Raw genomic sequence first — 13542 nt, 5'->3', positions numbered from 1 at the left:
TACAGTGCGTCGTGTCGTGGTCCGTATCCGGTGCCACAGTTTTCTGCAAGGAGTTTCTCCATGTCCAACGACATCCGATCCGAAGTGCGAGCGTTCCCCATGGGCGACGTCACCACGGTGACGCCTGCCAGCGCCCAACGCGTGCTGCGCAACACCTACGCCCTGCTGGGCCTGACCCTGGCGTTCAGCGCCCTGGTCGCCGGCGTGGCGATGAGCCTGAAGCTGCCGCATCCTGGCATCCTGGTGACCCTGGTGGGCTTTTACGGCCTGTTCTTCCTGGTCAACAAGACGGCCAACAGCGGCAAGGGCGTGCTGGCCGTGTTCGCCCTGACCGGCTTCATGGGCTACACCCTGGGCCCCACCTTGAACGCCGTGATGAGCCTGCCCGGTGGCAGCGCCGCCATCACCAACGCTTTGGCGGCCACGGCCGCGGCCTTCCTGGGCTTGTCGGCGATTGCCTTGACCACCAAGCGTGACTTCAGCTTCATGGGCAAGTTCCTGATGATCGGCATGCTGACCGCGATGGTGCTGGGCCTGGGTGCGATCTTCTTCGAGATCCCGGCGCTGAGCCTGGCCGTGTCGGGCATGGTCGTGCTGCTGGCCAGCGGCATGATCCTGTTCGAGACCAGCCGCATCGTCAACGGCGGTGAAACCAACTACGTGATGGCCACCGTGGGCCTGTTCGTGTCGATCTACAACCTGTTCAGCAGCCTGCTGATGCTGTTCGGCCTGGGTGGCGGCAGCGACGACTGAACACGTGAACGAGTGTGGTGCCAGCTTGACGGACGGGGTTGTGTGACCCACAGCCTGTAGACGGGTCAAGCTTTGATCGCCCGGTGTCGGCCTCGGCCACACCGGGCGTTTTTCATGGGAGCGCGGAGATGGCGCCGCTGGCTCGGATCAGATCGGTCAGCGCGGGCGCATTGGCTCCGAGCAGCCTTCAGGGCAGACGCAAGCTGCGCGCCAGTTCGGCCGGATCGGCATCGGGCTGCCACGGCCAGTGCGCCAGCAGGGGCGCCTGCAAGCGCGCCTTCAGCGTGGCCAGGTTGGCTGCCTGCTCCGACATCTGCGGGTCGATCACATTGGCCACCCAGCCAGCCAGCTTCAGGCCGCGCGCCAGGATGGCCTCTTGCGTCAGCAGCGCATGGTTGATACAGCCCAGGCGCACACCCACCGTCAGGATGATGGGCAGGTTCAAACGCTGCGCCAGGTCGGCGCTGGTCACCCAGTCGCCACCCAGATCGGGATCGGGCTCGCACAGCGGCACGATGAAGCCACCCGCGCCCTCCACCACCACGGCATCGGCGTGCTGGCGCAGCGCGTGAAAGCTTGCCTCGATGTGGTCGAGGTCGATCACCACGCCGGCGCGGCGGGCCGCGATGTGCGGCGACACGGCATCGGGCAAGGCATAGGGATTGTCGAAGCCACCGGGCACGCGCAGGCTGGCCGCGGCGCGCATGGCGGCAACGTCCTCGTTGAGCCAGTGGCCGGGCTCGTCACCCTGCTCCTCCACCCAGTCGCAGCCGGAGGCCACCGGCTTCATGCCGACCACGCGGGCATGACCGGCCTGGCGCAGCGCATGGATGTCGGTGGTGCTGGTGCGGGTCTTGCCGACGCCGGTGTCGGTGCCGGTGATGAAGTAAGCGAGGGACATGTCAGGGCGCTCTGGGTCAGGGGTTCAGGCCATGCGCACAGCATCGGCGGCCGGAATGGCGTTCGGCACCGACGACACAGGCAAGGCGTCGATCTCGGCCAGCACCTGGTCGAGCACGCGCACCAGGCCGTCGGCCAGCGCGCGCTGGTCGGCCTCGGTCAGCACATAGGGCGGCATGACATAGAGCGTGCTGCCAATCGGACGCAGCAGCAGACCGGCGTCGAGCGCGGCGCGGTGGTAGCGGGCGGCAAAGGTGGGCTCGGTGGTATCGATGTCCCAGGCCCAGATCATGCCCAGGTGGCGCGTGGCCTTGACACGCGGGTGGGCGCGCAGCGGCGCGGTCAGTTGCGTGAAGCGCTCGGCCGCCACGCGGTTGCGGCTCAGCACATCGTGACCCTCGGCATCGCGGGCCGCGAAGGTGTCGAGCACGGCCAGGGCGGCGCGACAGGCCAGCGGGTTGCCGGTGTACGAGTGCGAGTGCAGGAAGCCGTGCACGGTGCGGTCATCGTAGAAGGCCGCGTACACCGCGTCGGTGGTCAGCACGGCCGACAGGGGCAGCACGCCACCGGTCAGGCCCTTGCTCAGGCAGATGAAGTCGGGCTTGACCCCGCTGCCATCGGCCCGGCGCGCCTGCTGGTGCGCAAACAAGGTGCCGGTGCGACCAAAACCCACGGCGATCTCGTCGGCGATCCAATGCACCGCGTAGCGGTCGCACAGCTCGCGCACGGCCACCAGGTAGTCGGGCGCGTACATGGCCATGCCGGTAGCACCTTGCACCAGCGGCTCCAGGATCAGGGCGGCGGTGCGCGTGTGGTGCTCGGCCAGGTAGGCGGCAAGCGCGTCGATCGCGGCCTGGGTGTGCGCCTCGGCGCTCACGCCCGGTGTGGCATGGCGCGGATCGGGCGAGGGCAAGGTGGCGCTCAGGCGCAGCAGCGGCGCGTAGGCCTCGCGGAACAGCGGGATGTCGGTGACGGACAAGGCGCCCGCGGTTTCACCGTGGTAGCCGCCTTGCAGGCCGATGAACTGGTGCTTCTCGGGCTGCCCGAGGTTGCGCCAGCTGTGGACGCTCATCTTCAGCGCGATCTCGGTGGCACTGGCGCCGTCGCTGGCGTAGAAAGCGTGGCCCAGCCCGGTCAGATCGGCCAGCCGCTCGGACAACTCGACCACCGGCGGGTGCGTCAAGCCGGCCAGCATGATGTGGTCGAGCTTGCCCAGCTGGTCGATGATGGCCTCGCGGATCGGGCCGAAGTTGTGGCCGAACAGGTTGACCCACCAGGAGCTGACCGCGTCCAGGATGCGGTGCCCCTGGTCATCGATCAGCCAGGGGCCGTCGGCGGCGACGATGGCGCGCGGCGGGAAGCGCTCGTGCACCTTCATTTGCGTGCACGGGTGCCAGACGGCCTGACGGCTGCGTTCGGCCCAGTCCGGCTGGGTGAGGGACATCGGCGTCAGGGCAGTCATGGGTGGGGCCTTCAGGCAGTCGGTGTCGTCAGGGTCGATGCAGGCCGGCGTCGCGCTTGGGCCGGATCAAGCCGGTTCGGGGCGATACAGGCAACGGTCCCCCGCCGCGCGGGAGACGGCCACGCCCGCCACCTGCGGGATGCGCGGCTGGATGCGCTCGAAGATGAACACGCAGAGGTTTTCCAGCGTGGCGGCGCCCAGGCCGGGCACCTCGTCGAGGAAGTGGTGGTCGAGCTGGCTGCGCACCTCGGCGATCACCTCGCGCAAGATGGCCAGGTCCACGACCATGCCCGACTCGGGCTGACGCGGGCCGCGCACGATGACCTCGGCGGTGTAGGTGTGGCCATGGATGCGGCGGCTGCCGGCGGCCTCTTCGGGCGACACCTGGCGCTTGAGCGTGTGCGCCGCATCGAAGGCAAAGGTCTGACTCAACTCGAACATCAACAATCCTTGCAGGGGCAGCGCGTCAGCGGATGCCCAATGATTTGTGGGTCTGGACACTGAGCAACCAGCGCGGGTGGTCCAGACACCATTGCACGGCCCACTCCATCGCCTGGCGGCGCGCTTCGGGCTGGGCGCTGTCCATGGCCTGCACGCGCAGTTGCTGGAAATCCAGCTGCTCGAAGGCCAGCAGGTCCGCTTCGGTGAAGCCGGCTTGCGGCACCACCACCTTGAGCTCATGGCCGCGGGTCTGCACCAGCTTGGAGCCAGCCTTGGGGCTCACGCAGATCCAGTCCAGGCCCTCGGGCGCGACGACGGTGCCATTGGTCTCGACCGCGATCTCGAAGCCCTGCGCGTGCAGCGCGTCGATCAGGGCCGCGTCCAACTGCAGCAGAGGCTCCCCGCCCGTGACGACCACGAAGCGCTGGCCTTGCCGACCCGCCGGCGTGTCCGGCCAGAACGAGGCGATGCGTTCGGCCAAGGCCTGCGCGGTGTCGAACTTGCCGCCCCCCAGCCCGTCGGTGCCGACGAAATCGGTGTCACAGAACTGGCAGATGGCGCTGGCGCGGTCGGCCTCGCGGCCCGTCCACAGGTTGCAGCCAGCCATGCGGCAGAACACCGCCGGGCGACCGGCATGCGTGCCCTCGCCTTGAAGGGTGTAGAAAATTTCCTTGACGCTGTAGGTCATCTCACTGCCATCCTGTCCACCACACCACCCCCGCCGAGGCCAGCACCAAGCCGGCATACGTGGCCACCGCACCATCCTGCCCAGTCAGGATCAGGCCCAGCACCAACACCGCGGCATTGGCCACCGCCGTCCACTGCACCTGGCGGCGCCACGAACGGCCTTTCAGCTCCTGGCGCCACACCACCCGGGCCAGGGACGGCACCAGCAGCGCCAGCGCCAGCGCAGGCAAAAAGAAATTCCACGCGTGATTCAGCGCGCTGAAGAAACCCATGTCAGGCCTTGTGAAACGGAGACAATCGAGGCGCCGAACTTGCGCTGCATCAAAAAAATGCGCTGTTTCGGGGCCGACACCCCAGCGCACACCCAGGGCATCCGCGTCAACGGAACCCCATGTCAGGCCGTGGATTTTATAATCGCCGGCATATGACCGTCTTGACCCTGGGACTCAACCACACAACCGCGACAGTGGACCTGCGCGGCCGGTTTGCGTTCGCGGTCGACCAGATCGCTCCGGCGCTCAAGACCCTGCGCGAACAACTGACCGGCGCGCCCCAGTCCGAAGCGGCCTTGCTGTCCACCTGCAACCGCACCGAACTGTATATGGCGGCGGCGGGCGCGGGCAAGCCGGTGCCGCAGCTGCGGCATGCCGCGATCGACTGGCTCTCCCGCACCGGTGGGGTCTCGCGCGACGAACTGCTGCGCCACACCTACGTGCTCGAAGGCGGCCAGGCGGCACGCCACGCCTTCCGCGTCGCCAGCGGACTGGACTCGATGGTGCTGGGCGAACCCCAGATCCTGGGCCAGATGAAGCAGGCCGTGCGCGAAGCCGACACCGCCGGCACCCTGGGCACCACGCTGCACCAGCTGTTCCAGCGCAGCTTTGCGGTGGCCAAGGAGGTGCGCACCTCCACGGAAATCGGCGCGCACTCCATCAGCATGGCCGCCGCGGCCGTGCGCCTGGCCTCGCAGCTGTTTGAAGACCTGAGCAAGACGCGCGTGCTCTTCGTGGGCGCGGGCGAGATGATCGAGCTCACCGCCACCCACTTTGCCGCGCGCAGCCCGCGCGCCATGGCCGTCGCCAACCGCACGCTGGAGCGCGGCGAAAAGCTCGCGGCCCACCTGGGTGCCCAGGCCATCCGCCTGGCCGACCTGTCGCAGCGCCTGCACGAGTTCGACATCGTGGTGTCCTGCACCGCCAGCTCCCTGCCCATCATCGGTCTGGGTGCGGTCGAGCGCGCCCTGAAGGCGCGCAAACGGCGTCCCATCTTCATGGTGGACCTGGCCGTGCCGCGCGACATCGAACCCGAGGTCGCCCGCCTGGACGACGTCTACCTCTACACGGTCGATGACCTCTCGACCATGGTGCAGACCGCGGGCGAAAAGCGCCAGGCCGCCGTCGCCCAGGCCGAGGCCATCATCGACACCGGCGTGCAAGGCTTCGTGCACTGGCTCGACCAGCGCAGCACCGTGCCCCTGATCCAGGCCCTGCACGGCCAGGCCGACCAGTGGCGCACGGCCGAGCTGGCCCGCGCCCGCAAGCTGCTGGCCAAGGGCGAAGACGTGGACGCCGTGCTCGACGCCCTCACCCACCGCCTCACGCAAAAGATGCTGCACGGCGCCATGGTCGAGCTGCACAGCGCCGACGCGCACACCCGTCCGCAGATGGTGGCCGCCTTGTCGCGCCTGTTCCTGCGGGGCGAAGCCGTGCTACCCACCGACCTGCAACGCCCCCGCGGCCGCCTCCTGAGCGACGAGGACCTCGCGTGAGCGCCGCCCTGGCGCCTTCTCTCGCCTCTTCGCTCGAACGCCTGGCCCAGCGCCTGCAAGAGCTGGACATGGCCCTGTCCGACCCGGTCGTCGCCGCCGACAACAAGCGCTACCGCGACCTGTCGCGGGAGCACGCCGAAGTCAGCAGCGTGTGCGACCTGGCCCGCCGCCACACCCAGCGCCAGCAAGACCTCGACACCGCCCGCGAAATGCTCGCCGATGCCGGCGACGACGCCGAGATGCGCGCCATGGCCCAGGACGAAATCGCCCAGGCTGAGGCCGACCTCGATCAGCTGGTGGCCCAATTGCAGACCGCCCTGCTGCCCAAGGACCCCGACGACGCGCGCAACGCCTTCATCGAAATCCGCGCCGGCACCGGCGGCGACGAGTCGGCCCTGTTCGCCGCCGACCTGGCCCGCATGTACACCCGCTATGCCGAACGCCAGGGCTGGCGCAGCGAGATCATGTCGGCCAGCGAGTCCGACCTGGGCGGCTACAAGGAAGTGGTGCTGCGCTTCGAGGGCGATGGCGTCTACGGCCAGATGAAATTCGAGTCGGGTGGCCACCGCGTGCAGCGCGTGCCCGCCACCGAAACCCAGGGCCGCATCCACACCAGCGCCTGCACAGTGGCCGTGATGCCCGAGCCCGACGAGGCCGCCACCATCACCCTGAACCCCGCCGACCTGCGCATCGACACCTTCCGCGCCAGCGGGGCCGGGGGCCAGCACATCAACAAGACCGACTCGGCCGTGCGCGTGGTGCACTTGCCTACCGGCCTGGTCGCCGAATGTCAGGATGGCCGCAGCCAGCACAGCAACAAGGCCAAGGCCCTGCAGGTGCTGCAGGCCCGCCTGCAAGAGAAAGAGCGCAGCGAGCGCGCCGCCAAGGAAGCCGCCCTGCGCAAGGGCTTGATCGGCAGCGGTGACCGCTCCGACCGCATCCGCACCTACAACTTCCCGCAGGGCCGCCTCACCGACCACCGCATCAACCTGACGATCTACAAGTTGCTGGCGGTGATGGAAGGCGAGCTCGACGATGTGATTGCCGCGCTGCTCAGCGCCCAGGCCGCCGAGCAGTTGGCCGAGTTGGAGGCCGCCACCGGTGTCTGACACGCCCACCCCGCTGACCGTCGCCCAGGCCCTGGCACGCGCCGCCGGCTGCGGCGTGGACCGGCTCGACGCCCACCTGCTGCTCGGCCACGTGCTGGGCCGCTCGCGCACCTGGCTGCTGTCCCACGACACCGACCTGCTGGACGCCGAGGCCCAGGCCCGCTACCTGATCCTGCTGGCCCGCCGCGCCGAGGGCGAGCCGGCCGCCTACCTGCTGGGCGACAAGGAATTTTTCGGACTGAACCTGCGCGTCACGCCCGACACCCTGATCCCCCGCCCGGACACCGAAACCCTGGTGCACTGGGCACTGGAACACCTGCCCACCGACCAGCCCCGCCGCGTGCTGGACCTGGGCACCGGCAGTGGCGCCATCGCCCTGGCCCTGGCACATGAGCGCCCCCATGCCGACGTGACGGCGGTCGATGCCAGTGCCGGTGCCTTGCAGGTGGCCCTGGACAACGCCGCTGCCCTGGGTCTGCGCCTGAATGGCCTGCTGGGCTCCTGGTTCGCGCCGGTAGCCGGCGAACGCTTCGACCTCATCGTCAGCAACCCGCCCTACATCGCAGAGGGCGACCCGCACATGACCGCCCTGCGCTTCGAGCCCGAAAGCGCCCTGACCGCCGGCCCCGACGGCCTCGATGACCTGCGCCAGATCGTGGCCCAGGCCCCCGATCACCTGCGCCCCGGCGGCTGGCTGTTGCTGGAGCACGGCTACGACCAGGCCGAGGCCGTGCAAACCCTGATGCGCCAACGCGGCTTTGTGGAAGTAAGCACTCGCTTCGACCTGGGGCAGCAAGCACGCTGTACCGGCGGTCGGTGGCCGGCCTGACCCTGGCGCGCACTCACCCGTGACAGGGCGCCCCCGGTCACGAATGCACACATCTCTCTGACACAAGGCCAGGCCCGCGACGTAGCATCACCTTCCCGCGAAGGAGCCCGACATGCCGACGCCCATCGACGCCCAGCCCGTCCGCACCGCCATCCACCAACCCCCGCGCCGCCGCCTTGCCCGAGCGCGGGCTGACGCGTTGCTGGGGCCGGCATCCCGCTCCTTGCCGGCGTGCGCATCGTTGCCCCTCGCCCTGCTGGCCTGTCTGACACCGGCCCAGGCGCAACTGGTCCCGCCGACCGCCCACGCGATGCGTCAGATGGCCCAGGCACCCTACACCACCGTGCACCTGCCCTGGCGCCAACCGGCCGACGGCAGTGGTCTGCAAGCCAAGGGGCGCCAACTCTGGCCGCAATGGGAGGGCCGCATCGGCGTCGTCATCGACCGTCCCGTCGACCCCTTGAAAAACAACTTCGTGCTGGCCCAACCCAGCCCGGCCGGCCTGCAACTGCGCAGCCTGCACATCCTCTCCGACTACCACCTCGACGGCGGCTTCCGCGCCACCGCCGGCGTCTTGCGCGGTCACGTCGAACAGGCCTGGTGGACGGGCGGCGCACAAAGCCCCGGCCTCAACCTCAGCCTGCAGCGCCTCGACCTGCTGCGCCTGCCCGGCGACCACCAGGGCCGCGACCGCACCATGGCCTACGTGGGCGCAGGCTACAGCACCTCGCTGGACGACACGCCTGGCGACGCCTTCCACTCGCACTTCAACGCCGACATCGGCCTGACCGCCACCGGCCAGCGTGACGCCCGGCGCACCGGCATCTCGGCCACCGACGGCCTGGGCGGCAACCCCTTGTCGGGCAAGCTGCAGTGGCGCCCCCTCATCAAGGTCTCGGTGGACTACGCCTTCTGAGCTAGGCCTTCTGAACAGGGGTGAATCAACCCCAGATCGCGCCAGAAGGTCGGTCCTGATATAAGCTCGGCTGTTTTCTTTTCTACAAGATGGTGTGGTTATGAGCGACGTTCAACAACGCATTGACGATCTGGTCAAAGGCAACCGCGTGGTGCTGTTCATGAAGGGCACGGCCCAGTTCCCGCAATGCGGCTTCTCCGGCCGTGCGGTGCAGATCCTCAAGGCCTGTGGCGTGACCGATCTGGCCACCGTGAACGTGCTGGAAGACGAAGGCATCCGCCAGGGCATCAAGGAATACGCCAACTGGCCGACCATCCCCCAGCTCTACATCAACGGTGAATTCATCGGCGGCTCGGACATCATGATGGAGATGTACCAGGCGGGCGAACTGCAACAGGTTCTCGGCGGCCAACAAGCCGGCTGATGAGCGCCATGCGCCCATCGCGCCTCATCGTGGGCATCACGGGGGCCAGCGGCGCCGTCTATGGCGTGCGCCTGCTGGAGCGCGCCCGTGCCCTGGGGGTCCAGACCCATCTGGTCGCCACCCCGGCGGGCATCCTCAATGTGCACCACGAACTGGGCTTGGACCGCTCGGCCCTGGAGGCCCTGGCCACCGAAGCCCATGCGCCCGGTGACGTGGGCGCCTGCATCGCCAGTGGCAGCTACGCCACCGATGCGATGGTGATCGCCCCCTGCACCATGAAGACCCTGGCCGCCGTGGCGCACGGCATGGGCGACAACCTGTTGACCCGCGCGGCCGACGTGACGCTGAAAGAGCGCCGTCGCCTGGTGCTGATGGTGCGTGAAACGCCCTTCAACCTCGCGCACCTGCGCAACATGACCGCCGTCACCGAAATGGGTGGCATCGTCTTTCCGCCGCTGCCGGCGTTCTACCACCGGCCCCAAAGCATCGACGAACTGGTCAATGAAACGGTGGAACGTGTGCTGGCCCTGCTGCAGATCGAGCAGGCCCGGCCACAAGAGTGGCGCGGCCTGTGAGCCGCGTTCAAGGCCGGGTGTAGCTGACCTTCTGCACGCTGGCCGAACCCTCGGCCAGCCGAGTGGCCTGGGCCTCCTGATCACGCCAGACGCGTGCAGCGGCTGTGACCATGTTCGGGTACTCGGCGCGGCCACGGCTGCCGTTGTAGCGCCCCAGGGCCATGAAGAGGTTGCCCTTTTCGCGGTCCAAGTAGTGGCGCAGGATCACGCAGCCAAAGCGGATGTTGGTCTGCATGTGGAACAGCGTGGACGGATCGCCATTGCCGATGGTTCGCGACCAGAACGGCATGATCTGCATGTAGCCGCGCGCGCCAGCATGCGAGATGGCGTGCTTGCGGAATCCGCTTTCCACCTGGATCAGGCCCAGCACCAGCGAGGGCTCCAAGCCGGCCCGCTTGGCCTCGTAGCAGACGGTGTTGAGGAACTCGGTGCGCACCAGCTCCTCGGGTTTGCGCTTGCGCAAACGGGCTTCCTGGGCCTGCGTCCAGCGGGCACATTGCTGGCGTTGCGCTTCGTCGGCGAACACCAGCTTGGGCGGCTCGCCCCGTCCCACGGCGGCCGACAAGGCCGAGCGCACCGAGTCCGCCAGAGGCTCCTCGATCTGCGCACCGGCCCAGGCGCCGGGCAGGCTCGCGGCCAGCATGGCGGCCAGCCCCCACGCCCGCAGCCGCGAACGACGCGGTGCTGCCCCTTCGGGACGCGCACCCAGGCTCACAGACAGACGCTCTGACACTGGCCGACACCGGCGAATCACGGACCCAACAGACATCTTTTCACCATACCGCATCCGGTGCACCTTGTCGCGCACCGGGCGCATGCACGACTCAAGCAGTGTGCAATCGTGCCAGCAGGTGCACCAACACGTCGCTCACCGGCACCTTGGTGGCTTCGGCATCCGTGCGGCCCTGGTACTCGGCCAGGCCTTCCTTCAGACCCTTGTCGCCCAACACCACTCGGTGCGGCACGCCGATCAGCTCCCAGTCGGCGAACATCGCACCCGGGCGCTCGCCACGGTCGTCGAGGATCACGTCCACGCCCTTGGCCAACAGGTCGGCATGCAACTGGTCGGCCGCGGCCTTGACCGCCTCAGAGCGGTCGTAGCCCACCGGGCAGATCACCACGGTGAAGGGGGCGATGCTGTCCGGCCAGATGATGCCGCGCTCGTCGTGCTTTTGCTCGATGGCCGCGCCCAGGATGCGGGTCACGCCGATACCGTAGCAGCCCATCTCGAAGTGCTTGGGTTTGCCATCCACATCGAGGAAGGTCGCATTCATCGACTTGGAGTACTTGGTGCCCAGGTAGAACACGTGACCGACTTCGATGCCGCGCTGGATCGCCAGCACGCCCTGGCCGTCCGGCGACGGGTCGCCCTCGACGACGTTGCGGATGTCGGCCACCAGATCGGGCTCGGGCAGGTCACGGCCCCAGTTCACGCCTTGCAGGTGGAAGCCTTCTTCGTTGGCGCCGCACACGAAGTCGCTCATCTTCGCCACCGTGCGGTCGGCCACCACCTTCACGGGCTTGAGCAACTGGACCGGCCCCAGGTAGCCGGGCTTGCTGCCGAAATGCGCCACGATTTCGCTCTCGGTCGCAAAGCGGAAGCCCGCCTTCAGGCCCGAACCGTCGGCCAGCTGGATCTTGCCGGCCTTGACCTCGTTGAGGTCGTGGTCACCACGCACCAGCAGCAGCCAGATGGTGGACTTGACGATTTCGCCGTGCTCGTTGGTCTCGTCGGTGGCCAGCACCAGGGACTTGACCGTGTGGCTCAGGGGCACGCCCAGCAGTTCGGCCACGTCCGGGCAGGTGCTCTTGCCAGGGGTGGGCACCTTGGTCAGCGCGACGGTGGGCGCGGCGCGGTGATCGATCAAACCCACGGCTTCGGCCAGTTCGATGTTGGCGGCGTAGTCGCTGGTGGGGCTGTAGACGATGGCGTCTTCGCCGGTGTCGGCGATCACCTGGAACTCGTGCGAGCGATCACCACCGATGGCGCCGGTGTCAGCCGCCACGGCGCGGAACTGCAAGCCCAGGCGCTCGAAGATGCGGGTGTAGGCCGCGTACATCGCGTCGTAGGTCTTGCCCGCGCTCTCGACGTCACGGTCGAAGGAGTAGGCGTCCTTCATCGTGAACTCGCGGCCGCGCATCACGCCAAAGCGCGGACGGCGCTCGTCGCGGAACTTGGTCTGGATCTGGTAGAAGTTCTTGGGCAGCTGACGGTAGCTGCGCAGTTCCTGGCGGGCGATGTCGGTGATCACCTCTTCGGCGGTGGGCTGGATCACGAAGTCGCGGCCATGGCGGTCCTTGAACCGCAGCATTTCCTCGCCCATCTTCTCGAAACGGCCGGTTTCTTCCCACAACTCGGCAGGTTGCACCACCGGCATGACCAGCTCAACGCAACCGGCCTTGTTCAACTCGTCGCGGATGATGGCTTCCACCTTGCGGATGGAACGCAGGCCCATGGGCATGTAGTTGTAGAGGCCCGCCCCCAGCTTCTTGATCAGACCAGCACGCATCATCAGCTTGTGGCTGACGATCTCGGCATCGGCCGGGGCTTCCTTGAGGGTGGAGATGAAGAACTGAGAGGCTTTCATGGGAACCAATGCAAAGGCACCGCAAGGACCGGGATGACCACACTAGGCGATCCGGCACAGCGGTGCAATAATGAAACCAGTTGAAAATTTGGAGTTGATTATGCTCGACCGTGAAGGCTTTCGGCCCAACGTCGGCATCATCCTGCTCAATCACCGTAACCAGGTGTTCTGGGGCAAACGCATCCGCACCCACTCCTGGCAGTTCCCACAAGGCGGCATCAAATACGGTGAGTCGCCCGAGCAGGCGATGTTCCGCGAGCTCCACGAAGAAGTGGGCTTGCTGCCCGACCACGTCCAGATCATTGCGCGCACGCGCGATTGGCTGCGCTATGAAGTGCCCATGCACTTCATCCGCAAGGACGCGCGCGGCCACTATCGCGGCCAAAAACAGATCTGGTTCCTGCTGCAGCTCACCGGCCGCGACAGCGACATGAACCTGCGCGCCACCAACCACCCCGAGTTCGACGCCTGGCGTTGGCACGAGTACTGGGTGCCGCTGGAGAGTGTGATCGAGTTCAAGCGGGGCGTGTACGAGATGGCCCTCTCCGAGCTCGCCCGCTATTTGCCCAAGCCACAAGGTCCGAGCAACCGCTTCCTGCGCGGCAGCATGCGTTCGCATCGACTGGGTGAGGTCCACGACGAGACCTCGGAGAGCGATGCCATGTCTGCGGACGACGAGCACCGCCACACGGCCCCCGCCTCACGCTACTGAGCGCTTGCGCCCCCTCAGAGACACAAAGGCCCGGCAGGCTTGCGCCTCCGGGCCTTCGCCTTGATGCCCACACCGCCCAGCCGCAGCCGAGGGGCATGGAGCGTCAATCAGTCGATTTCACGCTGGGTGGCGCACTCGGCATCGGACGGGTTGACGCTGCAACGAGCCTTCTTCATCACGTTCAGGGTCGTCTTGTTATAGATGCCTTGCTTGGCGATTTCCAGACGGGCCTCGCGGTACATCACGGCGTACTTGGGGATGCTCTCGGCCGGGAAGTCTTCCCAGGTGGCGGCCGGGATGCCTTTTTCAGCGGTCTTGACGATGTTCAGCGCGCGGTCGAACTGGGCCAGCCAGAACTGGCGCGATTTCTCGCCAAAA

General features: G+C 67.6%; 16 protein-coding genes. 8 read left to right on the top strand and 8 right to left on the bottom strand.

The window, feature by feature from the left end:
- Positions 1-99: 99 nt before the first annotated feature.
- The gene (locus tag RBT42_RS03650) at positions 100-753 is read left to right on the top strand and encodes a Bax inhibitor-1/YccA family protein (RefSeq protein WP_413785845.1); all 654 of its coding nucleotides are present in this window, start codon (positions 100-102) and stop codon (positions 751-753) included.
- 187 nt (positions 754-940) lie between these two features.
- On the opposite strand, the gene bioD is transcribed toward RBT42_RS03650, so the two are convergent.
- From bioD to RBT42_RS03625, 5 genes are all read right to left on the bottom strand, one after another.
- Entirely contained in the window at positions 941-1654 is a 714-nt protein-coding gene (bioD, locus tag RBT42_RS03645) for a dethiobiotin synthase (RefSeq protein WP_320362505.1), read from the bottom strand.
- A 24-nt stretch (positions 1655-1678) separates the two neighbouring features.
- Complete coding sequence (gene bioA, locus RBT42_RS03640) at positions 1679-3115, bottom strand: adenosylmethionine--8-amino-7-oxononanoate transaminase (RefSeq protein WP_320362504.1); 1437 nt, start codon at positions 3113-3115, stop codon at positions 1679-1681.
- A 66-nt stretch (positions 3116-3181) separates the two neighbouring features.
- On the bottom strand, positions 3182-3556 hold the full coding sequence (locus RBT42_RS03635) for a 6-carboxytetrahydropterin synthase (RefSeq protein WP_320362503.1): 375 nt from the start codon (positions 3554-3556) through the stop codon (positions 3182-3184).
- A 25-nt stretch (positions 3557-3581) separates the two neighbouring features.
- Complete coding sequence (gene queE / locus RBT42_RS03630) at positions 3582-4244, bottom strand: 7-carboxy-7-deazaguanine synthase (RefSeq protein ID WP_320362502.1); 663 nt, start codon at positions 4242-4244, stop codon at positions 3582-3584.
- 1 nt (position 4245) lies between these two features.
- Entirely contained in the window at positions 4246-4515 is a 270-nt protein-coding gene (locus RBT42_RS03625; protein ID WP_320362501.1) for a hypothetical protein, read from the bottom strand.
- 152 nt (positions 4516-4667) lie between these two features.
- Between RBT42_RS03625 and hemA the strand changes: the two genes are divergently transcribed.
- From hemA to RBT42_RS03595, 6 genes are all read left to right on the top strand, one after another.
- The gene (gene hemA / locus RBT42_RS03620) at positions 4668-6011 is read left to right on the top strand and encodes a glutamyl-tRNA reductase (protein ID WP_320362500.1); all 1344 of its coding nucleotides are present in this window, start codon (positions 4668-4670) and stop codon (positions 6009-6011) included.
- A gap of 8 nt (positions 6012-6019) precedes the next feature.
- Complete coding sequence (prfA, locus tag RBT42_RS03615) at positions 6020-7120, top strand: peptide chain release factor 1 (RefSeq protein ID WP_320362646.1); 1101 nt, start codon at positions 6020-6022, stop codon at positions 7118-7120.
- Positions 7113-7949 carry a peptide chain release factor N(5)-glutamine methyltransferase gene (gene prmC, locus RBT42_RS03610; RefSeq protein ID WP_320362499.1) on the top strand — a complete coding sequence of 279 codons (837 nt, stop codon included), beginning with the start codon at positions 7113-7115 and terminating at the stop codon, positions 7947-7949. The genes prfA and prmC overlap by 8 nt, the downstream gene beginning before the upstream one ends.
- A gap of 112 nt (positions 7950-8061) precedes the next feature.
- Positions 8062-8865, top strand: a complete 804-nt coding sequence (locus RBT42_RS03605; protein WP_320362498.1) for a hypothetical protein — start codon at positions 8062-8064, stop codon at positions 8863-8865.
- Between the two features lie 100 nt (positions 8866-8965).
- The gene (grxD, locus tag RBT42_RS03600; protein ID WP_320362497.1) at positions 8966-9289 is read left to right on the top strand and encodes a Grx4 family monothiol glutaredoxin; all 324 of its coding nucleotides are present in this window, start codon (positions 8966-8968) and stop codon (positions 9287-9289) included.
- Positions 9290-9297: 8 nt separating this feature from the next.
- Positions 9298-9864: a UbiX family flavin prenyltransferase gene (locus RBT42_RS03595; RefSeq protein WP_320362645.1), complete on the top strand. Its 567-nt coding sequence runs from the start codon at positions 9298-9300 to the stop codon at positions 9862-9864.
- Between the two features lie 7 nt (positions 9865-9871).
- Here RBT42_RS03595 and RBT42_RS03590 read toward each other — a convergent pair whose 3' ends face one another.
- Together RBT42_RS03590 and RBT42_RS03585 are read right to left on the bottom strand one after the other, a co-directional pair.
- Positions 9872-10507: a lytic transglycosylase domain-containing protein gene (locus RBT42_RS03590; RefSeq protein WP_320362644.1), complete on the bottom strand. Its 636-nt coding sequence runs from the start codon at positions 10505-10507 to the stop codon at positions 9872-9874.
- 181 nt (positions 10508-10688) lie between these two features.
- Positions 10689-12452 (bottom strand): proline--tRNA ligase, encoded by a 1764-nt coding sequence (locus RBT42_RS03585; protein ID WP_320362496.1) that lies wholly within the window; start codon positions 12450-12452, stop codon positions 10689-10691.
- Positions 12453-12552: 100 nt separating this feature from the next.
- Between RBT42_RS03585 and RBT42_RS03580 the strand changes: the two genes are divergently transcribed.
- Positions 12553-13164: an RNA pyrophosphohydrolase gene (locus RBT42_RS03580; RefSeq protein ID WP_320362495.1), complete on the top strand. Its 612-nt coding sequence runs from the start codon at positions 12553-12555 to the stop codon at positions 13162-13164.
- A gap of 107 nt (positions 13165-13271) precedes the next feature.
- On the opposite strand, the gene RBT42_RS03575 is transcribed toward RBT42_RS03580, so the two are convergent.
- The coding region (locus RBT42_RS03575; protein WP_320362494.1) for a putative solute-binding protein at positions 13272-13542 on the bottom strand (271 nt) is incomplete at its 5' end.

Origin of the sequence: Aquabacterium sp. (assembly GCF_034003525.1) — a bacterium.
Classification (GTDB): Bacteria; Pseudomonadota; Gammaproteobacteria; order Burkholderiales; family Burkholderiaceae_C; genus Aquabacterium.
This window is presented reverse-complemented; position numbering and strand designations above follow the sequence as displayed.

What these genes read in the sequence shown, in the direction of transcription:
- RBT42_RS03625 (WP_320362501.1), bottom strand. Translation starts at nt 4,515, where the DNA reads ATGGGTTTCTTCAGCGCGCTGAATCACGCGTGGAATTTCTTTTTGCCT.
- RBT42_RS03650 (WP_413785845.1), top strand. Translation starts at nt 100, where the DNA reads ATGGGCGACGTCACCACGGTGACGCCTGCCAGCGCCCAACGCGTGCTG.
- bioD (WP_320362505.1), bottom strand. Translation starts at nt 1,654, where the DNA reads ATGTCCCTCGCTTACTTCATCACCGGCACCGACACCGGCGTCGGCAAG.
- bioA (WP_320362504.1), bottom strand. Translation starts at nt 3,115, where the DNA reads ATGACTGCCCTGACGCCGATGTCCCTCACCCAGCCGGACTGGGCCGAA.
- hemA (WP_320362500.1), top strand. Translation starts at nt 4,668, where the DNA reads ATGACCGTCTTGACCCTGGGACTCAACCACACAACCGCGACAGTGGAC.
- RBT42_RS03580 (WP_320362495.1), top strand. Translation starts at nt 12,553, where the DNA reads ATGCTCGACCGTGAAGGCTTTCGGCCCAACGTCGGCATCATCCTGCTC.
- RBT42_RS03585 (WP_320362496.1), bottom strand. Translation starts at nt 12,452, where the DNA reads ATGAAAGCCTCTCAGTTCTTCATCTCCACCCTCAAGGAAGCCCCGGCC.
- RBT42_RS03590 (WP_320362644.1), bottom strand. Translation starts at nt 10,507, where the DNA reads ATGCTGGCCGCGAGCCTGCCCGGCGCCTGGGCCGGTGCGCAGATCGAG.
- RBT42_RS03595 (WP_320362645.1), top strand. Translation starts at nt 9,298, where the DNA reads ATGCGCCCATCGCGCCTCATCGTGGGCATCACGGGGGCCAGCGGCGCC.
- RBT42_RS03605 (WP_320362498.1), top strand. Translation starts at nt 8,062, where the DNA reads ATGCCGACGCCCATCGACGCCCAGCCCGTCCGCACCGCCATCCACCAA.
- queE (WP_320362502.1), bottom strand. Translation starts at nt 4,244, where the DNA reads ATGACCTACAGCGTCAAGGAAATTTTCTACACCCTTCAAGGCGAGGGC.
- grxD (WP_320362497.1), top strand. Translation starts at nt 8,966, where the DNA reads ATGAGCGACGTTCAACAACGCATTGACGATCTGGTCAAAGGCAACCGC.
- RBT42_RS03635 (WP_320362503.1), bottom strand. Translation starts at nt 3,556, where the DNA reads ATGTTCGAGTTGAGTCAGACCTTTGCCTTCGATGCGGCGCACACGCTC.